General features: G+C 69.1%; 27 protein-coding genes, 1 tRNA gene and 1 riboswitch. Of the genes, 16 read left to right on the top strand and 12 right to left on the bottom strand.

Annotated features, from left to right (window positions below; genetic code table 11):
• Window positions 1-650: PASTA domain-containing protein (locus Vau01_RS45540; protein WP_204006649.1), on the top strand; the 650-nt coding region annotated here is incomplete at its 5' end.
• Window positions 651-655: 5 nt separating this feature from the next.
• On the opposite strand, the gene Vau01_RS45545 is transcribed toward Vau01_RS45540, so the two are convergent.
• The 4 genes from Vau01_RS45545 to Vau01_RS45560 all read right to left on the bottom strand — a co-directional run bounded on the left by Vau01_RS45545 (window position 656) and on the right by Vau01_RS45560 (window position 3,643).
• On the bottom strand, window positions 656-1,303 hold the full coding sequence (locus Vau01_RS45545; RefSeq protein ID WP_204006651.1) for an aminodeoxychorismate/anthranilate synthase component II: 648 nt from the start codon (window positions 1,301-1,303) through the stop codon (window positions 656-658).
• Window positions 1,304-1,305: 2 nt separating this feature from the next.
• Window positions 1,306-1,575: a hypothetical protein gene (locus Vau01_RS45550; protein ID WP_204006653.1), complete on the bottom strand. Its 270-nt coding sequence runs from the start codon at window positions 1,573-1,575 to the stop codon at window positions 1,306-1,308.
• Between the two features lie 3 nt (window positions 1,576-1,578).
• Window positions 1,579-2,772 (bottom strand): class E sortase, encoded by a 1,194-nt coding sequence (locus Vau01_RS65430; protein ID WP_373320404.1) that lies wholly within the window; start codon window positions 2,770-2,772, stop codon window positions 1,579-1,581.
• Window positions 2,773-2,839: 67 nt separating this feature from the next.
• Window positions 2,840-3,643, bottom strand: coding sequence for a DUF881 domain-containing protein (locus tag Vau01_RS45560; RefSeq protein WP_204006724.1), 804 nt, complete (start codon window positions 3,641-3,643; stop codon window positions 2,840-2,842).
• A 100-nt stretch (window positions 3,644-3,743) separates the two neighbouring features.
• On the opposite strand from Vau01_RS45560, the gene Vau01_RS45565 reads away from it, so the two are divergent.
• A complete protein-coding gene (locus Vau01_RS45565; RefSeq protein WP_204006657.1) occupies window positions 3,744-4,007 on the top strand; it encodes a cell division protein CrgA in 264 nt (87 codons plus the stop codon).
• Window positions 4,008-4,097: 90 nt separating this feature from the next.
• Window positions 4,098-6,209 (top strand): (Fe-S)-binding protein, encoded by a 2,112-nt coding sequence (locus Vau01_RS45570; RefSeq protein ID WP_204006659.1) that lies wholly within the window; start codon window positions 4,098-4,100, stop codon window positions 6,207-6,209.
• A 13-nt stretch (window positions 6,210-6,222) separates the two neighbouring features.
• Here Vau01_RS45570 and Vau01_RS45575 read toward each other — a convergent pair whose 3' ends face one another.
• Entirely contained in the window at window positions 6,223-6,453 is a 231-nt protein-coding gene (locus Vau01_RS45575) for a hypothetical protein (RefSeq protein ID WP_204006661.1), read from the bottom strand.
• 130 nt (window positions 6,454-6,583) lie between these two features.
• On the opposite strand from Vau01_RS45575, the gene Vau01_RS45580 reads away from it, so the two are divergent.
• From Vau01_RS45580 to Vau01_RS45600, 5 genes are all read left to right on the top strand, one after another.
• Window positions 6,584-7,879, top strand: coding sequence for a hemolysin family protein (locus tag Vau01_RS45580; RefSeq protein ID WP_204006725.1), 1,296 nt, complete (start codon window positions 6,584-6,586; stop codon window positions 7,877-7,879).
• Window positions 7,879-8,895 carry a hemolysin family protein gene (locus Vau01_RS45585; RefSeq protein WP_373320406.1) on the top strand — a complete coding sequence of 339 codons (1,017 nt, stop codon included), beginning with the start codon at window positions 7,879-7,881 and terminating at the stop codon, window positions 8,893-8,895. The genes Vau01_RS45580 and Vau01_RS45585 overlap by 1 nt, the downstream gene beginning before the upstream one ends.
• A 95-nt stretch (window positions 8,896-8,990) precedes the next feature.
• Window positions 8,991-9,974: a C40 family peptidase gene (locus Vau01_RS45590; RefSeq protein WP_204006665.1), complete on the top strand. Its 984-nt coding sequence runs from the start codon at window positions 8,991-8,993 to the stop codon at window positions 9,972-9,974.
• 331 nt (window positions 9,975-10,305) lie between these two features.
• The gene (locus Vau01_RS45595) at window positions 10,306-10,755 is read left to right on the top strand and encodes a LamG-like jellyroll fold domain-containing protein (protein ID WP_204006667.1); all 450 of its coding nucleotides are present in this window, start codon (window positions 10,306-10,308) and stop codon (window positions 10,753-10,755) included.
• Between the two features lie 88 nt (window positions 10,756-10,843).
• Window positions 10,844-10,985: riboswitch (cyclic di-AMP (ydaO/yuaA leader) on the top strand.
• Window positions 10,986-11,036: 51 nt separating this feature from the next.
• A complete protein-coding gene (locus Vau01_RS45600; protein WP_204006669.1) occupies window positions 11,037-11,957 on the top strand; it encodes a C40 family peptidase in 921 nt (306 codons plus the stop codon).
• Window position 11,958: 1 nt separating this feature from the next.
• Here the strand turns inward: Vau01_RS45600 and dcd are convergent, their stop codons facing one another.
• Entirely contained in the window at window positions 11,959-12,540 is a 582-nt protein-coding gene (gene dcd, locus Vau01_RS45605) for a dCTP deaminase (protein ID WP_204006671.1), read from the bottom strand.
• A 77-nt stretch (window positions 12,541-12,617) separates the two neighbouring features.
• Between dcd and Vau01_RS45610 the strand changes: the two genes are divergently transcribed.
• The 3 genes from Vau01_RS45610 to Vau01_RS45620 all read left to right on the top strand — a co-directional run bounded on the left by Vau01_RS45610 (window position 12,618) and on the right by Vau01_RS45620 (window position 13,708).
• Window positions 12,618-13,103 carry a pyridoxamine 5'-phosphate oxidase family protein gene (locus tag Vau01_RS45610; protein WP_204006673.1) on the top strand — a complete coding sequence of 162 codons (486 nt, stop codon included), beginning with the start codon at window positions 12,618-12,620 and terminating at the stop codon, window positions 13,101-13,103.
• A gap of 9 nt (window positions 13,104-13,112) precedes the next feature.
• A tRNA-Gly gene (locus Vau01_RS45615) sits at window positions 13,113-13,183 on the top strand.
• Window positions 13,184-13,531: 348 nt separating this feature from the next.
• Window positions 13,532-13,708, top strand: coding sequence for a hypothetical protein (locus tag Vau01_RS45620; RefSeq protein ID WP_204006675.1), 177 nt, complete (start codon window positions 13,532-13,534; stop codon window positions 13,706-13,708).
• A gap of 188 nt (window positions 13,709-13,896) precedes the next feature.
• On the opposite strand, the gene Vau01_RS45625 is transcribed toward Vau01_RS45620, so the two are convergent.
• The gene (locus Vau01_RS45625) at window positions 13,897-14,247 is read right to left on the bottom strand and encodes a hypothetical protein (protein WP_204006677.1); all 351 of its coding nucleotides are present in this window, start codon (window positions 14,245-14,247) and stop codon (window positions 13,897-13,899) included.
• 194 nt (window positions 14,248-14,441) lie between these two features.
• Between Vau01_RS45625 and Vau01_RS45630 the strand changes: the two genes are divergently transcribed.
• Window positions 14,442-15,551, top strand: a complete 1,110-nt coding sequence (locus Vau01_RS45630; RefSeq protein WP_204006679.1) for a PP2C family protein-serine/threonine phosphatase — start codon at window positions 14,442-14,444, stop codon at window positions 15,549-15,551.
• A 100-nt stretch (window positions 15,552-15,651) separates the two neighbouring features.
• The gene (locus Vau01_RS45635) at window positions 15,652-17,511 is read left to right on the top strand and encodes an acyl-CoA dehydrogenase (protein ID WP_204006681.1); all 1,860 of its coding nucleotides are present in this window, start codon (window positions 15,652-15,654) and stop codon (window positions 17,509-17,511) included.
• 4 nt (window positions 17,512-17,515) lie between these two features.
• Here the strand turns inward: Vau01_RS45635 and Vau01_RS45640 are convergent, their stop codons facing one another.
• Window positions 17,516-18,022: a SixA phosphatase family protein gene (locus Vau01_RS45640; protein WP_204006683.1), complete on the bottom strand. Its 507-nt coding sequence runs from the start codon at window positions 18,020-18,022 to the stop codon at window positions 17,516-17,518.
• Between the two features lie 133 nt (window positions 18,023-18,155).
• On the opposite strand from Vau01_RS45640, the gene Vau01_RS45645 reads away from it, so the two are divergent.
• Complete coding sequence (locus Vau01_RS45645; protein ID WP_204006685.1) at window positions 18,156-18,431, top strand: DUF6458 family protein; 276 nt, start codon at window positions 18,156-18,158, stop codon at window positions 18,429-18,431.
• 43 nt (window positions 18,432-18,474) lie between these two features.
• On the opposite strand, the gene trhA is transcribed toward Vau01_RS45645, so the two are convergent.
• The 3 genes from trhA to Vau01_RS45660 form a co-directional block, all read right to left on the bottom strand.
• A complete protein-coding gene (trhA, locus tag Vau01_RS45650) occupies window positions 18,475-19,098 on the bottom strand; it encodes a PAQR family membrane homeostasis protein TrhA (protein WP_204006727.1) in 624 nt (207 codons plus the stop codon).
• Between the two features lie 81 nt (window positions 19,099-19,179).
• Window positions 19,180-20,982 (bottom strand): NHL domain-containing thioredoxin family protein, encoded by a 1,803-nt coding sequence (locus Vau01_RS45655; protein ID WP_204006687.1) that lies wholly within the window; start codon window positions 20,980-20,982, stop codon window positions 19,180-19,182.
• The gene (locus tag Vau01_RS45660; protein ID WP_204006689.1) at window positions 20,979-21,230 is read right to left on the bottom strand and encodes an LppU/SCO3897 family protein; all 252 of its coding nucleotides are present in this window, start codon (window positions 21,228-21,230) and stop codon (window positions 20,979-20,981) included. Before Vau01_RS45660 ends, Vau01_RS45655 begins: the two co-directional genes overlap by 4 nt.
• A 505-nt stretch (window positions 21,231-21,735) precedes the next feature.
• On the opposite strand from Vau01_RS45660, the gene Vau01_RS45665 reads away from it, so the two are divergent.
• A complete protein-coding gene (locus Vau01_RS45665) occupies window positions 21,736-22,137 on the top strand; it encodes a hypothetical protein (protein WP_204006691.1) in 402 nt (133 codons plus the stop codon).
• Between the two features lie 273 nt (window positions 22,138-22,410).
• Window positions 22,411-22,593 carry a hypothetical protein gene (locus Vau01_RS45670; protein WP_204006693.1) on the top strand — a complete coding sequence of 61 codons (183 nt, stop codon included), beginning with the start codon at window positions 22,411-22,413 and terminating at the stop codon, window positions 22,591-22,593.
• A gap of 1,181 nt (window positions 22,594-23,774) precedes the next feature.
• On the opposite strand, the gene Vau01_RS64830 is transcribed toward Vau01_RS45670, so the two are convergent.
• Window positions 23,775-23,903 (bottom strand): hypothetical protein, encoded by a 129-nt coding sequence (locus Vau01_RS64830; RefSeq protein ID WP_275424020.1) that lies wholly within the window; start codon window positions 23,901-23,903, stop codon window positions 23,775-23,777.

Genomic DNA, 23,903 nt, shown 5'->3' on the forward strand with positions numbered 1-23,903 from the left:
GCGTCACCGGCAAGACCGCGGCCGAGGCGATCGACCTGCTGAGCAAGGAAGGTCTCACCGGAACGCAGCAGCAGGCCAAGGACTGCCAGCCGGCCGACCTCAACAAGGTCGTGAAGCAGACGCCAGCGGCGAACTCGAAGGTCTCCGAGGGCTCCGAGGTCACCTTCGAGGTGTGCCTGCCGCCCAACAAGGTCACCGTGCCCGATCTTCTCGGCAAGTCCAAGGCCGACGTCGAGAAGACTCTCGCCGCAGCCGGCCTGAGGTGGACCTACCAGCAGGTCGACAGCGCCGAGCCCAAGGACACCGTGGTCAGCACCTCACCGGGCGCGGGCACTGCCGTCGACCCCAACGCGACGATCACCGTCAACACCTCGAAGTTCAACCAGCGCAAGGTGCCCAACCTCGTCGGAAAGAGCGAGAGCGAGGCACGGCAGGCGCTGGCGCTGGCCGGGTTCAGCGGCGACAAGCTGAAGGTCACTCTCCAGGACACCAATGACCAGGACGAGGTCAAGAAGGTCATCAGCCAGAACCCGAATGCCAACCAGGTCGCGTTCACGAACGCCACCATCACCGTGGTGATCGGGCAGAAGGCGACCCAGAACCCAGGCCCGAGCAACCCGCCGTCGTCGTCGGCGAGCACCGGAACCTGACCGCGTCAGACAGCGAACGCTCCGAGCCGGCGCGCCTCGACCTCCGCCGCGAGGTCGGGTGCCCGGTCGAGCGCCGCCGGAAGACCGCACGCGGCGACCCAGTTGGCCAGCATCAGGTGGCCGCCCTGGGTGAGCACCGACTCGGGATGGAACTGCACACCCTCGACGGGCAGGGTGCGGTGCCGCATCGCCATCACGATGCCGGTCTCGGTGCGCCCGGTGACCTCGATCTCGGCCGGCAACGTGCTCTCCTCGACGGCGAGCGAGTGGTACCGCGTGGCGGTGAACGGGCTGGGCAGCCCGGCCAGCACGCCGGCGCCGGTGTGGTGCACCAGCGACGTCTTGCCGTGCAGCAGTTCGGGTGCCCGGTCGACGACCCCGCCGTACACGGCGCCGAACGCCTGGTGCCCGAGGCACACGCCGAAGATCGGTACCTGCCCCGCGTACTCCTCGATCACCTTCATGCAGATGCCGGCGCGTTCCGGCGTCCCCGGGCCCGGTGAGAGCAGGACCCCGGCCGGCCGCAGGCGGCCGACGTCGGCCACGGAGATCTCGTCGTTGCGCCGCACCTCGCACTCGACCCCGAGTTGGCCGAGGTACTGCACGAGGTTGAAGACGAACGAGTCGTAGTTGTCGATGACGAGGACGCGCACGGCTACCTTCCCGGTGAGGGCTGGTTCGACTCCGTCGAGTATGGAAGGTCGTGCTCGTCGCCCGGAATCTGCCCCGACGGGTCGGTGCCGACGCCGCCGCCCGGATCGCCGCCCTGATCGGTGACGTTCACGTCGTCGAACGGCAGCAGCGGCTCGGCGAGCGGGAAGCCCTTGAACCACAACGCGGCCACCACGAGCGTCACCAGCAGCAACGATCCGATGATCTTTCCGGGGACGCCGAACGGCAGCTTCCGCCAGATCCACGAGTACACGGGTCAGCCACCGATCTCCGCCGGCCGGCCCGCGGACCGCTGCATGGTGCGCCCGGGGTCGAGTTGCGCGTGCACGATGAGGCGTTGGTAGTTGTTGAACTTCGGGTTGCAGGTGGTCAGCGTCAGCATTGCGGCGGTCGGCCTGGCTCCCGGCTGATTCGGCACGGGCGCCACCACCTGCACGGCCGTGGGCAGGACCACGTGGCTCTGGGTGACCCTGTACACGTAGAACGTCTGCGCCGTCTCCACCACGATCGGATCGCCGACCTTCAACTGGTCGAGGTCCCAGAAGATGGCGCGGTTGCGGTGTCCGGCCACCGAGAAGTTGCCGATCTGACCGGGCATGGCCGTGGTCGGATAGTGGCCGGGCGCGTACCGGATGTCCTTCTGGGTCACCCCCTGCACCACGACCCAGCTCTTGTTGAGCTTCGGAATGTAGAGCCGGGCCAGCGCGTCGCCGGCGAGCGGCGGCGGCGCGGCCTGGCCGAGCCCGGACGACGGCTGCGGGTTGGCGAACTCCTGCGCGAGCTGCTTGTCGAGGTTGTTCTGCTCGGCGTTGACGATCGCGGCCTTGCCCCAGACTTCGTAGGCCGCGAACAGCAGCACGATGAGGCCGAGCGTGATCAACAGCTCGCCGGTTCCCCGGGCGACTGTGCGAACCACCGTGGCGGGCGTCGTACGGGTCACTTCCGAGTACACGCTCCTGTAACCGTCTGCGGTCTGCACCGGTCGCAACGCGATGACCCGGACCCCTTTCGGCGCCGGACGCCCGTCGTCGGCGCTGTTGCGCTCGGCCGTCTCGGCGACCCGGAGCCCACCCCGGCCGTGCAGCCGCGGGATGATCGCGGTGCGGTCGTCGGGCACCACCACCGGTAGCAGGGTCGTGGCGGTCGCGTCGGCTGTTCCGGTTTCATCCTTGCCGACCGGAACGGGCCCGCGTGGGTCATTGCCGGATTCGGGGGTGATCTCCACCGGAACGGAGGTAGCCGACGGGGTGCCGGCGACGAAATCCGGCCGGATCCCGGGCCGGACTTCGGCCTGGTGGACTTCGGGCCGGATCTCGGGCCGGATCTCGGGCCGGGGAAGGGCGATCGTGGGCTCCGCGTCGATCGAGCCCACCTCGTCGTCCGGCGCCGCGTGGGCGGGCGTGTGCGGGCTCGAGTCGAACCACCCGCGCTCGGTGGCCCGTTCCGTCATGCTGTGCTGCCTTCGGATCCGAAAGGCAAGAGCCCCCGGCATGCTCGCCTTCGCTGCGCTACGGCGATCATGCCGGAACCTTCGCCGCCGGCAGCGCCAGCGAGCCGTGGTACGCCGGCACGGTGACGTCTCCCTCCACCCGGGCCTCGTAGCCGAGCCCGAAGTCGACGGCCGCCTTGCGGAACAGGCGCACGCCGGCCGACTCGTCGAGTGCACGCTGCATGCGGTTCGCGTCTCCGATGGCCGTGATCACGAACGGTGGAGAGTGCACCCGCCCGTCGAGCAGGAGCGTGTTGCCCACGCAGCGGACGGCGCTGGTGGCGATGATGCGGACGCCCATGATCATCATGGCCTCGGCCCCACCGGCCCACAGCGCGTTCACCACGGCCTGCACGTCTTGTTGGTGTACCACCAGGTCGTCGGCGCTGGCATTGGCCGGACGGGTACCGTCGGGCCGCCTGGGTGCGTCGTCCATCCGGACGGTGACGCCGGGGCCGTGCAGCGCCGTCAGCCCGGCGGCGGCCTCGCGCCGCGCCGCGTCGCCCTGCTGGGCGGCGACGCCCGTGTCGGTGTTGCCAACCTGACCCGTCAGATTCTCGACCTCGCGCCGCAGCCGGTCGGCCCGCGCCTCGGCGGCGGACACATCCTGTTGGCGCTTTTCGATCAGGTTGGTCAATTCCGGTCTGCGGTCATTGCGAAGTTCGGTACCCGCTGCGGTATTTGCGGTGGTCGTGACCAAAAGACCAGCGAGAAGGGCCACAATGGGAACCAGTAACGACCACCCGCGTCGGCGGTTGGTGCGTCGGCGCAGGCCAAGCCAGGCGCGGCGGAACGCTCCGGACCACGAAACGGCACCGGATGTGTACTCCACCACGCCCCCAACCTGTCGCCGCGCGCCGGCTTGACTACGCTTGTCAAACAGCATTCTCGCACCGCGGGGGTGCCCGCCCGAGCCCCTCCTTGGAGACGCAGTGCCGAAGTCCAACGTACGCAAGAAGAAGGTCTACACGCCGCCGGCCGAGTTGCGGCCCACCCAGGCGACGACGACCAAGAAGCCGAGCCCGGTCTGGGTGCCCGCGCTGGCGGTCTCCCTGATCGTCGTGGGCATCGCGTGGCTGGTCACGTTCTACCTGTCCCAGGGCGCCTACCCGGTGAACTCCTGGCGGTACTGGAACCTGGCGGTCGGGTTCAGCGCGATGGTCGCCGCGTTGGGAGTCCTATCCAAGTGGCGGTGACGCAGTGGACTTTGCCACTGCGTCGGTTACCAGCCGGTAGCAACCCCTAAGCTCGTCGAATCAGGCTCACGGGCTTACGGAGGCGTACCAATGGGGCCGGTCCAGGTCGTGGCGACCGTCATCGCCGCCCTTGTCACGATCATCGCGGTCGTGCTGGCGGTTCGTGCCGTTCGTCAGATGGTTCAGGTGATCCGGCTCGGCCAGCCGGTCCCGGCCCAGCGGTTCGAGGGCAAGGGCCAGCGCACCGCGACGATGCTGCGGGAGACGCTCGGGCATACCCGCATGCTCAAGTGGAGCGGCATCGGGCTGGCGCACTGGTTCGTCATGGTCTCGTTCCTGGTGCTGTTCCTGCTGGTCGTCGAGGCGTACTTCGACGTCGTGAGCGCCGAGGGCAAGTTGCCGCTGCTCGGCGGCTGGGCGCCGTACGGCATGGTCACCGAGTGGCTGAGCGTGTTCGGGCTGCTCGGGATCGTCGCGCTGATCCTGGTGCGCCTGCGTAACCTGCCCGGCCGCGCGAAGGGCCTGTCCCGGTTCCTCGGCTCCACCATGTGGCAGGCGTACTACGTCGAGTACACGATCGTCGGCGTCCTGATCTGCGGAATGTTGATACGCAGTCTCAAGTTCGCCGCCGGGCACGGCGAGTACCCGGCCTGGGCCACCCCGGTCACCTACGGGCTCGGCCAGGTGCTGCCCGGCAGCGACGCGGCGATCTCGCTGGTCGCGATGGTCAAGCTGGTCATCTCGATGGCCTGGCTGATCACGATCTCGCTGAACATCACCATGGGCGTCGCCTGGCACCGGTTCACCGCGTTCCCGAACATCTGGTTCAAGCGGACGGCCAGCGACAAGCCGGCACTCGGCGCGCTGCAGCCGATGATGTCCGGCGGTAAGCCGCTCGACTTCGAAGAGGCCGACCCGGAGAAGGACACGTTCGGCGTCGCCTCCGTCGAGCAGTTCACGTGGAAGGGCCTGCTCGACTTCACCACCTGTACGGAATGCGGCCGGTGCCAGTCCCAGTGCCCGGCCTGGAACACCGGCAAGCCGCTCTCACCCAAACTGCTGGTGCTGAGCCTGCGCGACCACGCCTACGCGAAGGCCCCCTACCTGCTGGCCGGCGACAACCTCGACGGCGTGTCGGCGGAGGCGAAGGCCGAGGCCGACCGCCCGCTCATCGGCGGCGCCGAGGAGAACGGCATCATCGACCCCGACGTGCTGTGGTCGTGCACCACCTGCGGCGCGTGCGTCGAGCAGTGCCCGGTCGACATCGAGCACGTCGACCACATCGTCGACATGCGGCGCTACCAGGTGATGATCGAGTCGAACTTCCCGACCGAGGCCGGCACGATGCTGCGCAACCTGGAGAACAAGGGCAACCCGTGGGGTGCCGCCCAGTCGGCCCGGGAGGACTGGACCAAGGGCCTCGACTTCGAGGTGCCGCGCGCTGGTGCGGTCGAGGACTTCGAGTACCTGTTCTGGGTCGGCTGCGCCGGCGCATTCGAAGACCGGGCCAAGCGCACCACCCGCGCGGTGGCGACGCTGCTGCACGAGGCCGGCGTCAAGTACGCGATCCTCGGCGACGGCGAGACGTGCACCGGCGACCCCGCCCGCCGCATCGGCAACGAGTTCCTGTTCCAGATGATGGCCCAGCAGAACGTCGAGACGCTCAACGAGGTCGGCGTCAAGAAGATCGTCGCCTCGTGCCCGCACTGCTTCAACACGCTGGCCAACGAGTACCCGGAGCTCGGCGGCACCTACGAGGTCATCCACCACACCCAGTTGCTATCCCAGCTGGTCAGCACCGGCAAGCTGACGCCCGTCAAGCCGCTCGACGGTGGCCTCACCTACCACGACCCGTGCTACCTCGGCCGGCACAACCGGGTCTTCGCCCCGCCCCGCGAGGTGCTGGGCGCCGTCGCCACGGAGACCGGCGTCACCGAGATGCCCCGGTTCGCCGAGCGCTCGTTCTGCTGCGGTGCCGGTGGCGCCCGCATGTGGATGGAGGAGCGCATCGGCAAGCGCATCAACGTCGAGCGCGTCGAGGAGGCGTTGTCGACCAATGCCCAGACGGTGGCGGTGAGCTGCCCGTTCTGCCTCACGATGCTGGGTGACGGGGTCACCGGCAAGAAGGCGAGCGGCGCCGCCGACGAGAACGTCGAGGTGGTCGACGTGGCCACCGTGCTGCTCCGGTCGATCAAGGAGTAGCGGCGCCGGCCGGTCAGATGCGGCCGGCGGCCCGGAGCCCGAGGAAGAACACGAAGACCACTCCGAGCAGCAGCAACCCGGCGCGAAGGCTGTGCAGGCCGGCCGCGTTGCGCCGCTTCCGTAGCCCGGGGATCAGGCTCTTGGTGCCCCTCAGGTCACGCCGTGAGCGGTTGAAGCGCGCGAAACTACCGCCGACCCACAGGCCGACGAGGAGCGCCACAATCAGCATCAGAGCGTTGTCCATAAAATCTCCATGGACGGCATTCGGGTGCACGAGCATATCGCGTCCACGATCATTCTTCGGGTAGCCGCTACGCTCATGTCACCGACATGAAGGTGAGACGACGATCGACGCCGCATTACTGAGCACCTTGCTGCCGCTCCTCGCGTTCGTCCTGCTCACCGTGGCCAATGCGGCCTTCGTGGCGGCCGAGTTCTCGCTCGTCACGGTCGACCGGGCGGAGATCGACCGGCTCGCCGAGAGCGGCGACCGGGTGGCCCGGACGGTACGCCGGGCACTGCGGGAGTTGTCTTTCCAGCTCTCCGGTGCGCAGTTGGGCATCACGATCACCGCGCTGCTCACGGGTTACCTCGCCGAGCCGGCGATCGCCGAGTTGATCCATCCGGTGTTCGGCGGCGCGAGCCACTTCATGGCGCTGGCGATCGCCACCCTGTTCTCGGTGCTCTTCGGCGAGCTGGTGCCGAAGAACGCGGCGCTCGCCCGCCCGATGCCGGTGGCCCGAAGGACCGCCGGCCCGCAGCGGATCTTCTCGAAGGTCTTCCGCCCGCTGATCATCGTGCTGAACGGGTCGGCGAACTGGCTGGTGCGCCGGGTCGGCGTCGAGCCGCAGGAGGAGCTGGCCAGCGCCCGGTCGCCCGAGGAACTGGGGCTGCTCGCGGCGATCTCCGCGCAGGCCGGCGCCCTGCCCACCGAGACCGCCGTGATGCTGCAGCGCACGATCCGGTTCGGCGACAAGCGGGCCGCCGAGGCGATGACCCCGCGGGTGGACGTCGTGGGCCTGCGCACCGAGGACACCGTCGCCGAACTGATCGAGCAGGCGCAGGGCACGGGTCACAGCCGGTTCCCGGTGTACGTCCAGACGCTCGACCAGGTCCGTGGCGTCGCGACGGTCATCGACGCGCTCGGCGTCCCCCCGGCGAAGAGGTCGACCACGGCGGTGGCCGCGGTCGCGCGCGAGCCCGTCTTCGTCCCGGAGAGTCTCGACCTCGACCGCGTGCTCGCGGCCCTGACCGCGGCGGACGCCGGCCTCGCGATCGTCGTCGACGAGTACGGCGGCACCGACGGCGTGGTGACGATCGAGGACCTCGTCGAGGAGCTCGTGGGCGAGATCGACGACGAGCACGACCCGGTCGAGACCACGCACGACCTGTTCGCGCCCGACCTGGAGCCGCCGGCGCTGCTCGGCCACCCGCTCGTCGAGCCGGTGCTGGTCGACGGCGTGCTGCGCGAGGACGAACTGGCCGAGCTGACCGGGTTCCGCCTGCCGCCCGGGCCGTACGAGACGCTGGCCGGGTTCCTCATGGCGCGGCTGGGGCACATTCCGGCGCCGGACGAGACCGTGGTCGAGGGCGACTGGGAGTTCACGGTCGTCGAGGTCGTGCGCCGGCGGGTCGAAAAGGTTCGGGTCACCCGCCGGGAGTCGTCGTGATTCCGCTGCTGGTCACCGCGGTGCTGCTGCTGGGCAACGGGTTCTTCGTCGGCTCGGAGTTCGCGCTCATCGCGTCCCGTCGAACGATCATCGAACCCCGGGCCGAAACGTCCCGCCGGGCCCGGATGGCGCTCCGCGCGATGAACGAGATTCCTCTGATGATCGCCGGCGCCCAGCTCGGCATCACGATCTGCTCGCTCGGCCTGGGCGCGATCGCCGAGCCGGCGCTGGCGCACCTCCTCGAGAAGCCGTTCCACGCGATCGGCGTGCCCGAGTCCGCGCTGCATCCGGTCGCGTTCGTGCTCGCCCTGGCCGTGGTGGTGTATCTGCACACCGTGGTCGGCGAGATGGTCCCGAAGAACCTGGCCCTGGCCGGGCCGGAACGCGCGGTGGTCTGGCTCGGCCCGCTGCTGTACGGCTTCTGCCTGGCGACGAAGCCGCTGCTGCAGGCGCTGAAGTGGCTGTCGAAGGTCATCCTGCGGATCTGGCGGATCGAGTCGACCGACGCGGTGAAGACCGTCTTCACGGCCGAGGAACTGGCCGGGCTGGTGTCGCAGGCGCGCACGGAAGGGCTGCTCGACGCGTCGGAGCACGCCCGGATCACCGGTGCGCTCGCGTTGAACAACAGCACGGCGCTCGACGTGATGCGTTCGTGGAGTTCGGTCACGACGGTCACCGCCGACGTTTCGCCGGCGTCGCTCGAGGTACTCGCTACGCGTACGGGGTGGTCCCGGTTCCCTGTTGTGGAAAGAGCCACTCGACGGGTTCTGGGTTTTGTGCACGTCAAGGACATTCTCGGCATCGTCGGCGCGCAGCGGCGGGAGCCGATTCCACCCGAACTGATCCGTCCGCTGCCGGTGGTCGCGGGCGACCGTACCCTCGCTGAGCTGCTGCTGGCGATGCGCAAGGAGCGTCGTCACATGATGCTCGTCAGCGAGGCGCGAACTCCGTTGGGCGTTGTCACATTGGACGATGTATTGATGGCGGTCGTGGGAACACCCTCTGTTTCCACGTGATTGCTGAATCGATCCCGGGTTGCTTGGACGAGATCAATTCACTATCGTCTCCACGGTTCTGTGCGCTTGCTTTCGACCGGTGAGGAGACATTTACGTGATCCGTCGATTGCTGCGAGTGGCGGTCGTGGGTCTGATGACCCTCGCCGTCGGAGTTGGCACGGCAACTCACGCACATGCCGACCCGACCGCGGCAGAACTTGACGCACAACTCGACGCGCAGTTCCGCATCCTCGAACCGATCATCGAGGAGTACAACAAGGTCAACGAGGAACTGAAGCAGAGCCGGGCGAAGGCCGCCGCGCTGGAACAGCAGTTGGCGCCGCTCGCCGCGCAGGTCGACGAGGCGATGCTATCGGTGAAGTCGATCGCCGTCTCGGCGTACAAGAACGGCCGGATGGGCGCGATCAACGCGCTGCTCGGGTCGAAGGACGCGAACGACACGGCGCAGACGCTGACGCAGCTCGAGGTGCTCGCGCGCAACCAGCGCAACTCGGTGAGCGGCGTCGCCGACACGGTCGACAGGTACCGCAACGACAAGAAGGCGCTCGACCAGATTATCGCGCAGCAGGCGGCCCACGAGGCCGAGCTGGCGGCGAAGAAGAAGGAGATCGAGACCCAGGTCGCCGCCTTGGAGAAGAAGCAGCGCGAGCTGTTCGGTGGTGGCGGTGGCACCGGCGGTTCGAGTGCCTCCACGGGGTCGTGTCCCGCGATCACTGCGGGTGGCGCGGGGGGAACCGCGCTCCGCACGGCGTGCGCGCAGCTCGGAAAGATGTACCTGTACGGCGCCGAGGGGCCCGACCGGTACGACTGCTCCGGCCTGACGCTGTACTCGTGGAAGTCGGCCGGCAAGTCGTTGCCGCGTACGGCGGCCGACCAGTGGCGGGCGGTCACGCGGATCACCAAGGACCAGCTCCAGCAGGGCGACCTGATCTTCTTCTACAACAGCAGCAATCCCAGCCACGTCGGCATGTATGCCGGTGGCGGGCAGATGATCCATGCGTCGCGGGCCGGTGTGCCGGTGAAGATGAAGAACGTGAGCAACGACAGTTCGATCGTCGGGTACGGCCGGCCTAAGTAGCAGTTGGGGTCAAATCGCCCATAATCCACTTATGGGCTTGCGTCATCGATTGCTGATAGCTGTCGTCGTTGGCGGGGTTGTCGCGGGTTCAACCGCGACGTACCTCGCCAACGCTGCTGTCGAGACCACGGTTGTCGCCGCGTCCCCCAGCGCTTCTCCCGGCCCGACCCGGTCCGAGATTCGTTTTCCGTTCGAGGGGGAGAGCCTCGGCGGTGACCTCGCGGTGTCGGCGATCGCCGGGGGAGCGGTGCGCCCCGAGGCGCGCGACACCGGACAGGCGGTGCGGTTCCCGCCGCGGTGCCGGATCTACGCTGGTCGCAGCTGCCCGCGGGTGGTGCTGGAGTCGCGCGAAATTCCGAATCCGGGAACGGGTCCGGTGCGCTTCGGGGCGGCGGTGCTGATGGAGGCCGACGACACCGACGCCGGCGAGAACGTCCTACAGAAGGGGTTCTCGCGCGGTCACGGACAGTTCAAGTTGCAGGTCGACGGGGTGGCCGGGCAACCGAGTTGCGTACTGGTCGGAACGGGCTCCTCGCGGATCTTCGTGGTCACCGCGCGCGGCTCTGTCGCCGACGGCTGGTGGCACGGAATCGAGTGCGTACGAACGGGTTCCGATTTTTCGATCGCCGTCGACGGCACGATTCTGGGGCGGACACGGGTCCCCGCGTCACTGTCCATTGTGAACAGTGACCCGCTTCGCATCGGTGGCAAGGGACTCAGCCCGAACAACGACCAGTTCCACGGCGCGATCGATGACGTTTTCGTCGTGATTGGGGGATAGATCTCCCTCCCAGCCCTTGCGACTGCCCGCTCGGACACTTAGCGTGGTCTGGCCGGCTCGGACGTCAGCGCCCGCCCCTCGGGTGCGCCGCCCGGCACCGCCGAATCTTCCTTCGGAGAACCGGGGACCCACCAGCATCAATGGGGTGAATCCGTCGCGTCAGCGATGGTAGGGCGAATCTTCCCGCCCGAATCCGTCAGCTAACCCGGTAGGCGGTCACGGAAGAGGGAGCGACACCGCACGTGCGATTGCGCGTCCTTGCCGCCGCTGTACTTGGTTCGATGCTCGCGTTGTCACTGGGTGTTCAGGCCCACGCCGAACCCTCGACGAGTGACATCGAGAAGCAGATCGACGCGCAGTGGAACCAGCTCGAACCGGTCATCGAGGAACACAACAAGGTCCAGTCCGACCTGGCGGCCAACAAGGCCAAGGTCGACGCGTTGCAGCAGCAGATCCAGCCGCTGCAGGAGCAGATCGACGGCGCCCGGTCGAAGGTCGCCGAGCTGGCCGTCAACGAGTACAAGACCGGCCGCGCCAGCACGCTGAACGCGCTGCTCGCCAGCCGCTCCTCCGACGGTCTCGGCGACCGGCTCGTCCGCCTCGAGTCGCTGGCCCGTAAGCAGGAGGACGCGCTCGCCCAGGTGCTGGCGCTGAAGAAGCAGTACGAAGAGGTCAAGCTGCCGCTCGACCAACTGGTGGCCAAGCTGGCCACGCAGGAGGCCGATCTCGCGAAGCGCAAGGCGGGCATCGACGCGGAGATCAAGAAGCTGAACGACATGCGGCTGGCCGCGTTCGGCACTACCGGCGGCAAGGGCAACCTCCAGCCCGCCCCGTGCCCGGCGACGTACCCGGGCGGCCCCGCCTCGGTCGCGGCGCGCACGGCGTGTGCGCAGATCGGCAAGCCGTACGTGTTCGGCGCCACCGGTCCCGGCTCGTTCGACTGCTCCGGCATCACCATGTTCGCGTGGAAGGCCGCCGGGGTGAACCTGCGCCACTACACGCAGTGGCAGTACCAGGACACGAAGCGGGTCAGCCGCGAGGAACTGCGACCGGGCGACCTGGTCTTCTACTACGGCGACCTGCACCACATGGGCATGTACGTCGGCAACGGCTGGCTGCTCCACGCGCCGACCTCGGGCGACGTCGTCCGCATGAAGCGCATGGACGACGGTCCGATCGCCGGGTTCGGCCGCCCGGGCTGACCTACCGGTCCGTCGGCCAGACCCGCCAGTTGAGGTATGACCGGCTTGCGGTGGGGCCGCGCTGGCCCTGGTAGCGGGAGCCGTACACCTCTGTTCCGTACGGGTGCTCCGCCGGCGACGACAGCCGGAAGATGCACAGCTGCCCGATCTTCATGCCGGGCCAGAGGCGGATCGGCAGGTTCGCCACGTTCGACAGTTCCAGCGTGACGTGGCCGGAGAAGCCCGGGTCGATGAAGCCGGCGGTGGAGTGGGTGAGCAGGCCGAGCCGACCCAGGCTCGACTTCCCCTCCAGCCGTCCGGCCAGCTGGTCGCCCAGCGTGATGACCTCAAGCGTGGACGCGAGCACGAACTCGCCCGGGTGGAGAACGAACGACTGACCGTCACCCACCTCGACCATCGCCGTGAGGTCGTCCTGCTGCTCGGCCGGGTCGATGTGGGTGTACAGGTGGTTGTTGAAGACCCGGAAGAAGCGGTCGAGCCGCACGTCGATGCTGGACGGCTGCACCAGCGCCGGATCGAACGGTTCGAGGAGCAGGGTGCCGGCCTTGAGCTCGTCGATGAGGTCGCGGTCGGAGAGAAGCATGCGTGGCAGCGTACTTCTCCGGGGTGTCGCTCATCGTTCCGGGCACACTTCGTACTGGTGTTCGATACTGTTGATGGGTGGTCCAATGGTCCGAATTCGCTTCCGCGGCGCCGAGTCTCGCCGCGGTCGTCCATGACCTGCTCCACCAGTACGGTCCCGGTCTCGGCTATCTCGCCACCGTCCGCGCCGACGGCGGTCCCCGCGTACACCCCGTCTCCCCGGTGGTCCACGAGGGCCGGCTGTACTGCTTCATCGTGCGCTCCCCCAAACGCGACGACCTGGAACGCGACGGCCGCTACGCCCTGCACACCTTCCCGTCCGACCGCTCCGAAGACGACGCCTACCTGGCCGGCCGAGCCAGCCGCGTCGTCGACCCCGGCCTGGTCGCCCGCCTGGGCGCGGCAATGCGAGCCGCCCCTTCGGTCGACTGGTGGCTGTTCGAGCTGACCGTGGAAGTAGCGGTGGCCGTCCACCACAGCGGCACGCCGGCCGCGTCCCGAGAAGTGTGGCGCGCGCCGCCAGGGGTACAGAGTCGACCACGAGCGGTCGATTCGGTACAGTAGTGGCCGCTCGCGGGTGTAGTTCAATGGCAGAACATCAGCTTCCCAAGCTGACAGTGAGGGTTCGATTCCCTTCACCCGCTCTCATGAAGAAGGCCTAGGTCAGAAGCGGATTCCGCGACCTTGGCCTTGTTCGTTTTTGATCTCTAGTCCGCTGGCGTGCCCCCTGCGTGCCCCTCAGGGTTTCCAAGCCCTCGCCCTTCTTTCTCGCAGGAGCGCTCGACGAGAGCTGCCGCCGGGCCGTAAGCGTTCGGCGGTCTGTCACAGTTTCATGGTGATGGCGGCCCCGACGCCGGACCGTTCCCTTGCAGGTGAGTCGACGGCAGACGGGACGGTCAGGGTGGGGGAGTGTCACATTCACCGGGCCCTGGTCGATGGGGGCGACCGTTTCGAGGTCACCGAGCACTCAGAGGCGTCGGTACCTTCCATCTATGAGCCAGCCGACGCCGGAGTCCGCCGCGCCGAGCCCGAATGCCGAGCGCCTGCGTATCGCGATGGGGTGGGACCGCCTGCCGGAGATGAGTCCGGAGGAGAGGGCCGAGTTCCGCGCCGAGTTGGCGCGCCATGACGAAGAGGTTCGCCGCTACTACGGCAAGCCCTCAGCCTGATCGAGACACGCGTCTTCGAGTTCTGGCGAGGCGCCGACGCCGGCGAACTGACGCTGATCGGGCGCCTGCGGCTGATTCGAAACAGCGTTCGCTGATCTTGGAACTTTGTTGCTGCCATGGCAGCCGCCATGACGACAACCAGATTCCAAGATCCGGCGAGGACGGACGAGAGCTGCGAGCGAGCGACGTCAGGAAGCCTGGGACAGGCCCGGCGGCACGATCGATCCCGTGATGTGGAGCGTGTCGGCGAGGCCGGGGTACGGGTGATCAGCCTCAAAGGCCTCGGCATCTGCATCGGCAGCGGCGTCGATCGCGGCGCCAGCCGGGCTCAGCAGTTCGGCCAGGCGGGCGGCGTCCTCCAGTGGCAGCTGGAACGACGCGCGGCAGGTGCTCGACGACCACAGTGACACGACCGCGATGGCTCGGTCGGGGTGGAGGCTGACCCGCATCGCGCGGCCGTCGCCGCGGGCGTCGATGAACAGATCCCCGATTCTGGGGACGGGGGTCAAGCGCACAACGTCCGCGAGGGGGTCCGCCATGGAGCAAGTGTGCCGTAGATCTCGTTTTTATAACAGCCCCGGCGATGGTCAGGGCGTCTTCATGTGCATCGATGTTCGCACTTGGTTGCTCGACGATTCCGGCACGGTTTCCGAGCCGCCTGGCATCCATGAAATCGCCTGAAACCACAGACGATCGGCCGATCGTGCGAGCAGCCATGGGCCACTGAGGTGGCATGCTGATTCGCGACATGAAGCGCCCGCCCGACTCCACCGCCCGCGCCGGTCTCGGCGTGGCTTTCGCGTTGCTCGCGATCGTGATCGCGGTGGAGGTGGCCGACGGCGCCCAGGCGAACTTCATCGGACTGCTGGCCGCCGCGCCGTTCCTGGCCGCCGCGTTCGCGTCGTGGCGTGACGTGCTGGCGGTCGGCGGGGTCGCCACCGCGGTCGGGGTGACGTTCGCCTGGCCGGACGCCGCCGGGTCGATGACCGCGCGGGTCATCAACGTCGGCGGGGTGGTCATCGCCACGGCGATCGCCGCGCTGGTGGGGTCGGTGCGTCAGCGCCAGACCGAGCGGCTCGCCGAGATGTCCAAGCTTGCCTCGGTGGCCCAGCAGGCCGTGCTGCGCCCGATCGGTGGGCAGGTCGGGTCGCTGGTGGTCGCCGGGCGGTACATCTCGGCGACGGCCGTGGCCGACATCGGCGGTGACCTGTACGAGGCGCTCGACACCCCGTTCGGCATGCGCATGGTGATCGGCGACGTGCGTGGCAAGGGGCTCGACGCGGTGCGCCTGGCCAGCACGGTGCTGGGCTCGTACCGTCACGTCGCCTATGAGCGGGACAACCTGCTCGACCTTGTCGCGGACCTGGACCGGGCGGTGGCCCGGGCGGTCGGCGACGAAGACTTCGTGACCGCGGCGTTCGTCGAGGAGCGCGGCGGCTCGATCACGATCGTCAACTGCGGGCATCCGGCGCCGCTCCTGCTGCGCCGCGGCGAGGTGATCCCCCTGGAGCCGGCGTCGAACTCGCCGCCCCTCGGCTTCAAGCCCGACGCCTGCCCGCGGATCGAGCGGCTGGAACCCGGCGATCGGCTGCTGTTCTACACCGACGGCCTGGCCGAGGCGCGACGTGACGGCCAATTTTTCCCGACCGCCGAGCGGGCCTGGGGACTGGTCGGGCACGGCAACGTGTCGGACGGGCTGGTGTCGCTGGAGAGCGCGCTGGTCGAGTGGGTCCGCGGCCGCCTCGACGACGACATCGCCCTGGTGCTGATGGAGTACGTCGGCACCAGCGCCAAGCCGGCGCCGGTGAACGTCCCCAGTTGGGAGCTCGGCACCCCCGAGTAAAGCCAAAGCGTGTGAAATCAGTCACGGGGATGACAGACCCGGGGGTTACTGGCAAGTAATATGGTCATGGCTACCGCCCAGTAGGCAAGAGGGAGCAGCGATGACTCACTTCAAGAGCAGCATGCGGGATCAGCTGTTCAATCTGTTCGAGGTGTTCGGCGCCGAGCAGTACCTCGGCCGCGAGCCGTACCCGGAGATTGACGCCGAAACGGCCCGCAGCCTGCTCGCCGAGGTGGAGCGGTTGGCGCGGGAAGACCTCGCCGCCTCCTACGCCGAAGGCGACCGCAATCCGCCGGTGTACGACCCGGCCACGTACAGCGTCACGATGCCGGCCGAGTTCCGGAAGTCGTACGAGGCGTTCATGGGCTCCGAGTTCTGGCGGCTGGGCGTCCTGTTCCCAGAGATCGGGGGCACCCCGGCGCCGCGGATGCTGTGGTGGGCGCTCGCCGAACTCATCCTCGGCTCCAACGCCCCGGTGTGGATGTACGCGTCCGGCACCGAGTTCGCCAACATCCTCTTCGCCGAGGGCAACGACGAGCAGAAGCAGTGGGCGAAGCTGTTCATCGACAAGGCGTGGGGCGCCACGATGGTGCTCACCGAGCCCGACGCCGGTTCCGACGTGGGTGCCGGCCGCACGCGAGCCGTCCCGCAGCCCGACGGCTCGTACCACATCGAGGGCGTCAAGCGGTTCATCACCAGCGCCGAGCACGACCTGAGCGACAACATCATCCACTACGTGCTGGCCCGTCCGGTCGGCGTCGAGGGTGCCGGCGGCCCGGGCACCAAGGGCCTGTCGCTGTTCGTCGTGCCGAAGTTCCACTTCGACCCGGAGACGGGCGACCTGAAGGAGCGCAACGGCGTCTTCGTGACGAACGTCGAGAAGAAGATGGGCATCAAGGTCTCCACGACCTGCGAGATGACCTTCGGCGAGCACGGCGTACCCGCGAAGGGCTGGCTGCTCGGCGACGTGCACCAGGGCATCCGTCAGATGTTCCTGATCATCGAGAACGCCCGCATGATGGTCGGCACCAAGGCGATCGCCACCGCGTCGACCGGCTACCGCAACGCGCTCGAGTACGCGAAGACCCGGAAGCAGGGTGCCGACCTGTTGCGGTCCACCGACAAGACGGCCCCGCGCGTCGCGATCACCAATCACCCCGACGTACGCCGAAGCCTGATGCTCCAGAAGTCGTACACCGAGGGCCTGCGGGCGCTCGTCATGTACACGGCGAGCTGGCAGGACAAGGCCTTCACCGCGAAGCACGAGGGTGACGAGGTGACGGCCGACCTGGCCGACCGGGTCAACGACCTGCTGCTGCCACTGGTGAAGGGCTGCGGCTCGGAGCGGGCCTCGGAACTGCTCAGCCAGGAGTCGCTCCAGACGTTCGGCGGCTCCGGATTCCTCCAGGACTACCCGCTCGAGCAGTACGTGCGCGACGCGAAGATCGACTCGCTGTACGAGGGCACCACCGCGATCCAGTCCCTCGATCTGGTCTTCCGCAAGATCGTGAAGGACCAGGGCGTCGCCCTCAATCACCTGTCCGGCGAGATCAAGCAGTTCCTCGAGGCCGAGGCCGGCAACGGTCAGCTGAAGGAGGAGCGGCTGGCGCTGGGCGCCGCGCTCGGTGAGATCGACGGGATGATGCAGGCCGTCACCGGCTGGTTCGGCGAGGCGATGGGTGGCGAACCGCAGGCGCTGTACAAGGTCGGCCTGGCGAGCCGGCGCATCCTGCTCGCCCTCGGTGACGTCATCGTCGGTTGGCTGTTGCAGCGGCAGGCCGACGTCGCGCTGCAGGCGCTCACGCAGGAGCAGTCGCCCAGCGAGAAGGCGTTCTACGAAGGCAAGATCGCCGCGGCGCGGTTCTTCGCCCGCGAGGTGCTGCCCCGGCTGGCCAGCGACCGCCGCATCGTCGAGGGCACGAACCTCGACGCGATGGAGATTCCGGAAGAGGCCTTCTAAAGCGTCAGACAGAGGCCCGGGCCGTGTGCGCCGCCGACAGCGGTGCCTGGTCCGGGCCGAAGTCCGTCCACTCCCCGTCGACCACGTGCACCGCGATCCCGGCCGTGCGCAGCCCCTCTTCCACCTCGGTGCCGGGATCGAGCAGCACCGACACCATCGAGACGGTCGGGTTGTGCCCGACCACCATGAGCACACCGACGTCGGGCGACATCGCCCGGATGAGCTCCAGCATCGCGATCGTTCCGGCCGAGTAGAGCTCGGGCGAGAGGACGAGATCGGGGGCGATCCCCGCGTCTCCGAGCGCGACGCGCACCGAGTGCCAGGTCTCCCGGGTGCGGCGGGACGTCGAGCAGAGCACGCGCTGCGGGCGCAGGTTCCGCGACGTCAGCCAGGCCCCGGCAGCCGACGCGTCGGCGTGCCCACGGGCGGTCAACGGACGGTCGTGGTCGGCCACGCCCTCCGGGTTCGCGGCTTTGGCATGCCTGAGCAACACCAGCGTGCGCACCGTCATCGAATTCAGCCTGCCTGATTGAGCCGCGGACCGGCGGGGTATCCCCCTCGATATCGGTTCACCTTAAGTCAGCGGTCACTGGCCGCACGGGTCATCGCCGAGCGTGTCGGCCGATGACGACAGGAGGATACAAATGGGCATCGGTGGAAGCATCGCCCTGCTGGTCATCGGCGCAATCCTCGCCTTCGCGGTGAAGGACACCGACCTGGGCGGTTGGTTGGACATCAACGTGGTCGGCTGGGTTCTCATTCTTGCCGGCCTGGCGGGAATGGTCCTCACCCTCTGGGTGTGGAATTCGCGCCGGCGCCGCATCGTGGCGGCCCCGCCCGCGGCGGCGACGACCGATCGGTACATCACCCCGGACGGCGAGCAGGTGGTCGAGCGCCGGTACACCGAGCGTCGCTACTGAGTGAATTTGATGAAGGCCGGCTCCCTGTGGAGCCGGCCTTTCTTCATGCGAAGAGCGCGAAGTAGACCGCGATGTGGTGGCAGAGCGCCGCCACCAGCGTGCACGCATGGAAGAACTCGTGGTGACCGAACACCTGTGGCCACGGGTTCGGCTTGCGCAGCGCGTAGAACACCGCGCCGACCGTGTAGAACACGCCGCCGGCGATGAGCAGCACCAACGCGGTGACCCCGCCACCGCTGTAGATGCCGGGCAGTACGGCCACCGCCACCCAGCCGAGCGCGATGTACAGCGGCGCCGACACCCAGCGCGGCGCGTTCGGCCAGACCAGCTTCAGGGCGACGCCGGCGAGCGCGCCGCTCCACACGATCGCCAGGATCGTGGTGGCGGCACCGGGCGACAGCAGGAGCACCGCGAACGGCGTGTACGTCCCCGCGATGAATACGAAGATCATCGAGTGATCGAGCCGGCGCATGATCGGGTACATCCGCCGGGACCACACCCGGCGGTGGTACAGCGCGCTCGTGCCGAACAGCAGGCACACGGTAATGCTGTAGATCACACAGCTGATGATCGCGCCCGGCCCCGGCCTGGTCGCCGCGAGCGCGCACAGCACCACACCGGCGATGGCCGCGACACCGAACGCGTACGCGTGCAGCCACCCCCGCATGCGGGGTTTTCCCAGGTCGGTCGGGCGTAGACGGGTCGGAGCGGTCACCCTTCCCAGGTTACGGCACCGTAGGTTTCTCGCCTATGAATGGTGTCCGACGTCCAACCCACGCAGGACGAGCGCCAGCCTTTCGGCGCCACCGTCGGCCACCTCGATCGGCACGCCCCAGTCCTGTCTGGTGAGGTGGCACGCGGGATGCTCGGCCTCGGCGTCGCACGTGGCGGCCTGCGCGGTGACCTGCAGCACACCGGTGCCCGGCCGCAGCACCAGCTCGCGGCTCAGGTCCTCGCCCACGCCCACGCCGGCGGCCAGCAGTTCCGGCGGCGACGCCGACACCTCCAGCCGCGTGGCCGGGCCGTACGAGACGTCGAGCTTCTGGCCGGGCGCCGGCTCGAAGATAACTTCGAGCCGGATAGATCCGGTGGTCAAGGCGGTCGCGGGCCGCTCGGTCCGCATCCGGGAAGAATCAATATGACGCGTTGAGGCCACCACGAGTGGCGAAATCCGATGGGTCGACGACTCCACGACGAAGATGTCGCCGTTGGCAGCGCGCACCAGGTCGCTCGGCTCGCCCAGCCCGGTCGCCACCGTGTCGACCCGTCCGTCGCGGTACCGCCGCACGGCACCGTTGTAGGTGTCGGCGACGTACACGGTTCCGTCGTCGAGCGCGAGCACGCCGAGCGGGTGTTGCAGCAGCGCCTCGGCGGCCGGCCCGTCGACGAGCCCGAAGTCGAACAGCCCCTGCCCGACGACGGTGTGCACCTCTTTGTTCTCGACGTAGCGCAGGGCGCTCGACTCGGAGTCGGCGATCCACAACCGGTCGCCCTGTGCGGACAGCCCGGACGGCTGGGCGAACCAGGCCTCCTGGAGCGGGCCGTCCCGGAGGGCCTCGACCGTGGTTCCGGCGTACACGCCGGCGGTGCGCTTGATCGGGTCGAACCACCACAGTTGGTGGATCCCGGCCATCGCGACGATGACGAGGTCGTCGTACCAGGCCAGGTCCCAGGGCGAGGACAGGTCGACGGCGAGCGCGTCATGGGCGTCGAAGTCGACGCTCGACCGCCACGGACTGCCGCTGCCGGCGACCGTGCTCACCTCACCGGTGTCGAGCTTCACTCCCCGGAGCAGGTGGTTGACGGTGTCGGCGACCACCACGTCGTAGCCGCAGACGTCGGCGACGCTCCTGGGAAGCTGGCACATGCCGCCGGGTTCGTTGAACCGGGCCTGCTCGGCCGGCCCGTCGACGTGACCCCGCTCCCGATCGCCGATCCTCCGGATCACCTTCTCGTCGTGGCTGTCGAAGACCACGAGGCTGTGGTGAGCTGAATCGGCTACGAGAAACGCGTCTCCTATGGTTATCGCTTTTCCGGGGAACCGCAGTTCGGTTTCTTTCGGTGCGGGTGGCACGTACGGGCCGGCGCCGCGGACCAGCGTTCCCTTGCGCTCGTGTTCCTCGACGAGCCGATCGATCATGCGGGCGAGGCCCTCGGCGTGGCCCTCCCCGGCCATCGACGCGACGACGTAGCCCTCGGGGTCGACGACCGAGAGCGTCGGCCAGGCCTTGGCGGTGTACTGCTGCCACATGTCAAGGTCCGGGTCGTCGAGCACGGGATGGGTGACGCCGTACCGCTCCACGGCGGCGGCGAGCGCCACCGGGTCCTTCTCGTGCTCGAATTTGGGCGAGTGCACGCCGATGACGACGAGCACATCGGCGTACTTTTCTTCGAGCGGGCGCAGTTCGTCGAGCACGTGCAGGCAGTTGATGCAGCAGAACGTCCAGAAGTCGAGGATCGCGATGCGGCCCCTGAGGTCCTTCAGTTCGAGCGCCCGCCCGCCCGTGTTGAGCCAGCCGCGTCCCCTGAGCTCCGGTGCCCTGACTCTCACTTCTTCGGGCTCAGGCACAGCACTTCGGTCTTGCCGTCGCGTTCAATGAGGACGAAGGGCTGGGCCTGGTCGGCGCAGTCCTCCCGCTTGGTCTCCTTGGAGACAACCGAGAAGGCGCCCTTCTCGCTGCAGTCGACCTGCTTCGCCTCGTTGCCGTCCTGCTTGACACACGACCCGACGGCAAAATTGTTGGAGCTGCCGAGCACCCTGAACGCGACAAACCCACCCGTGGCCAAGAGCAGAATCACCGCGGCCGCGATCAGCCCGATGATGAGCAGTTTCTTCTTGCCGCCGGACGATGTCCCTGTTCTCGTCCCTGTCGCCGGTGTGGGTGCGCCGTAGACGCCGCCGCCCTGCTGCTGCTGCGCGTCACCGTAGGCATGCCCGAATCCGGGCGGCCCCGAAGCCGGTTCGTTGCCAAACGCCGAGTCTCCATACGGTGACGGTGGTCCACTGGCCGGGGCCGCGCCACCGCCGGGCGGTGCTCCGAACGTCGTGCCGAAGCCGGGGCCGCTGGCGGGTGCTGCCGTGCCGAAGCCTGGTCCGCTCGCCGGTGCTGCACCGAATCCTGCGCCGCTGGCGGGTGCCGCGGTGCCGAATCCTGCTCCGCTGGCTGGTGCCGCGCCGCTGAACCCTGCGCCACTGGCCGGTGTTGCCGTGCCGAATCCTGCGCCACTGGCCGGTGTTGCCGTGCCGAAGCCTGCTCCGCTGGCGGGTGGGGCTGCGAAGGCTGATTCGTTGGCCGATTCTGCCGTGCCGAATCCTGTGCCGCCGGCCGGCGGTGCGCTGAACCCTGCGCCGCTGGCCGGTGGTGCGCTGAATCCTGCGCCACTCGCGGGCGGTGCGTCGAATCCCGCGCCGCTGGCCGGCGCTGCCCCGCTGAACCCCGCGCCACTCGTGGGCGGTGCGTTGAATCCTGCGCCGCTGGCCGGTGGTGCGCTGAACCCTGCTCCGCTGGCGGGCGCCGCACCGAATCCGGCGGGCGGCCCGCTGGCCGGCGGCGCGCCGAACGCCGACTCGTCACCGGCCGGCGGCGATTGGTACGACGGCGGCCCGGACGACACCGGCGGAGTCCGCTCCGCCTCAGCCGGGGAACCAACCGGCTGGAACCCCGGGAACGACCCCGCCGGACCCGGTACGCCACCGGGTTCGTAGCCCCGAGCACCCGCCCCCGACGGGGGAGCGGACTGCCCAAATCCCGCGCCGGGTCGACCAGCGCCGGGTTGCCCGAAGTCCGGGGCGGGCGCGCCGAAGGCCGTCCCCGGCTGACCGAAGCTCGAACCGGGCTCCGGCGTGTCAGGTTCGTCGTCGGGCGGCGGCTGGCTGGGCCGGCCGTAGACCGCACCCCGCGCCGGGCTGGACGCCGGCGGCCGCCCGTAGACACCGGCAGCCGATTCCGGCTGGCTTGCCACGGCCGGGCTGCCGGGGATGGACGCGCCGCCAGGAACGGACGCGCTGCCAGGCACGGCAGGGCTGCCGGGCACGGATGCGCTGCCGGGCACGGATGCGCTGCCGGGCACGGATGCGCTGCCGGGTGCGGCGGGGCTGCTCGGGGTGACCGGGTTTGCCGGTGCCGCTGGCGATCCACCCGCCGACGCCGGTGAGCCGTAAACCGTCGGCCCCGGCACGCTGGCCCGTCCCGCCCCAGCCGGACGCAGCGGCGGCGCTCCGGCCGGCGGGGGAAACTGCGGTGCCGCAGGCGGTTCTGCCGGCGGCGGCTGAGCGCTGAACGGCGCACCCAAAGCCCCAGACGGCGAAGCCCCCGCAGGCGACTCGAACGGCGACCCACCGGCGGGCGGTGCCTCAAAGACCGGTGCCTCAAAGGCCGGCGCCGACGGCGGCCCGGATGACGGCGCACTGGCGAACGGCGACGACGGCGCCCCCGATGACGGCGCACCGCCGAACGGCGGCCCTGATGATGGCGGGCTCGCGAACGGCGACGACGGCGCCCCCGAGAACGGCGCTCCCGATGACGGCGCGCCGCCGAACGGCGTTTCCGACGGCGGACCCGATGACGGCGCGCTGGCGGACGGCGGCGCTGGTGGTCCCGAAGCCGGCCCGGAGATAGGTGCGGCCGAGCCCGGCGCGAACCCAGTCGCGCCCGCCGCGGGCGGCGGCGGGAACGGCGCCGACTCGTTGGGCGCCGGTGAGGGCGGCATCGCACCGGCCGGCGGCGGGAACGCGGTCGCGCCAGCTGGCGGCGGGAACGCGCTCGCCGGCGGCGGGGAGAACGCGGACGTGCCGGGCGGTGGGGAGAACGCAGCCGTGCCGGGCGGTGGGGAGAACGCAGCCGTGCCGGGCGGTGGCGCGGGGAATGCGGCCGAGCCCCCCGGTGGCGGCGGGAATGCGGCCGTGCCGGCGGGCGGTGGTGCAGGTGGCCCGGAAGTGGGTGGCCCGGAGGTGGGCGACGCCGACGGCGGTGCGACCGGCCCGGACGGAGGGAACGGGCCCAAGCGGGGCTCGTCGTCATCGTCGGGGTCTGGTTGGCGGCTGGCCGGGGTGCCGTACACCGAACCGCTGGCCCGGTTCGGGGGCGGCACTGAAGCGCGGGCCCGCGTGGGGGGCGGTCCGTCGGTCGGCGGTGTGGATTCGCCTGGCTCGTGGGTCTCGGCCGTCATGCGCGCCTCCTCGGTCGCATCAGCACAACCTACCCGCTGCCCACACGTCCCCTGCAAAACCCCACCGTGCCCCGGGTGATCTCGGAAAACCCGAGCTGATGCAAGAGGCCCGACCGGCGGGGCCGGTCGGGCCGTGATCGGTGGTGCTCTTCAGGTGTCGTCGGTTCCGGCCGGTCACCGGGAGGCCATCGCCTCGAGTTCCTGGCGCAGGGCGTGCGACGGGTACGTGTTGATCGCGCGGGCGATGGCCGCACGGCGGCGGTTGGCGTCGCGGCGGACGCGGTAACGCTGGACGATGCTCAT

Source organism: Virgisporangium aurantiacum (assembly GCF_016863635.1).
GTDB classification, from domain to species: Bacteria; Actinomycetota; Actinomycetes; order Mycobacteriales; family Micromonosporaceae; genus Virgisporangium; species Virgisporangium aurantiacum.

Bases quoted from the DNA above. Each gene is read 5' to 3' on its own strand.
- Vau01_RS65430 (WP_373320404.1), bottom strand. From the start codon at position 2,772: ATGACGGAACGGGCCACCGAGCGCGGGTGGTTCGACTCGAGCCCGCAC.
- Vau01_RS45570 (WP_204006659.1), top strand. From the start codon at position 4,098: ATGGGGCCGGTCCAGGTCGTGGCGACCGTCATCGCCGCCCTTGTCACG.
- Vau01_RS45575 (WP_204006661.1), bottom strand. From the start codon at position 6,453: ATGGACAACGCTCTGATGCTGATTGTGGCGCTCCTCGTCGGCCTGTGG.
- Vau01_RS45600 (WP_204006669.1), top strand. From the start codon at position 11,037: ATGCTCGCGTTGTCACTGGGTGTTCAGGCCCACGCCGAACCCTCGACG.
- dcd (WP_204006671.1), bottom strand. From the start codon at position 12,540: ATGCTTCTCTCCGACCGCGACCTCATCGACGAGCTCAAGGCCGGCACC.
- Vau01_RS45620 (WP_204006675.1), top strand. From the start codon at position 13,532: ATGAGCCAGCCGACGCCGGAGTCCGCCGCGCCGAGCCCGAATGCCGAG.
- Vau01_RS45625 (WP_204006677.1), bottom strand. From the start codon at position 14,247: ATGGCGGACCCCCTCGCGGACGTTGTGCGCTTGACCCCCGTCCCCAGA.
- Vau01_RS45630 (WP_204006679.1), top strand. From the start codon at position 14,442: ATGCTGATTCGCGACATGAAGCGCCCGCCCGACTCCACCGCCCGCGCC.
- Vau01_RS45635 (WP_204006681.1), top strand. From the start codon at position 15,652: ATGACTCACTTCAAGAGCAGCATGCGGGATCAGCTGTTCAATCTGTTC.
- Vau01_RS45640 (WP_204006683.1), bottom strand. From the start codon at position 18,022: ATGACGGTGCGCACGCTGGTGTTGCTCAGGCATGCCAAAGCCGCGAAC.
- Vau01_RS45645 (WP_204006685.1), top strand. From the start codon at position 18,156: ATGGGCATCGGTGGAAGCATCGCCCTGCTGGTCATCGGCGCAATCCTC.
- trhA (WP_204006727.1), bottom strand. From the start codon at position 19,098: ATGCGGGGGTGGCTGCACGCGTACGCGTTCGGTGTCGCGGCCATCGCC.
- Vau01_RS45670 (WP_204006693.1), top strand. From the start codon at position 22,411: ATGGACGCGCCGCCAGGAACGGACGCGCTGCCAGGCACGGCAGGGCTG.
- Vau01_RS64830 (WP_275424020.1), bottom strand. From the start codon at position 23,903: ATGAGCATCGTCCAGCGTTACCGCGTCCGCCGCGACGCCAACCGCCGC.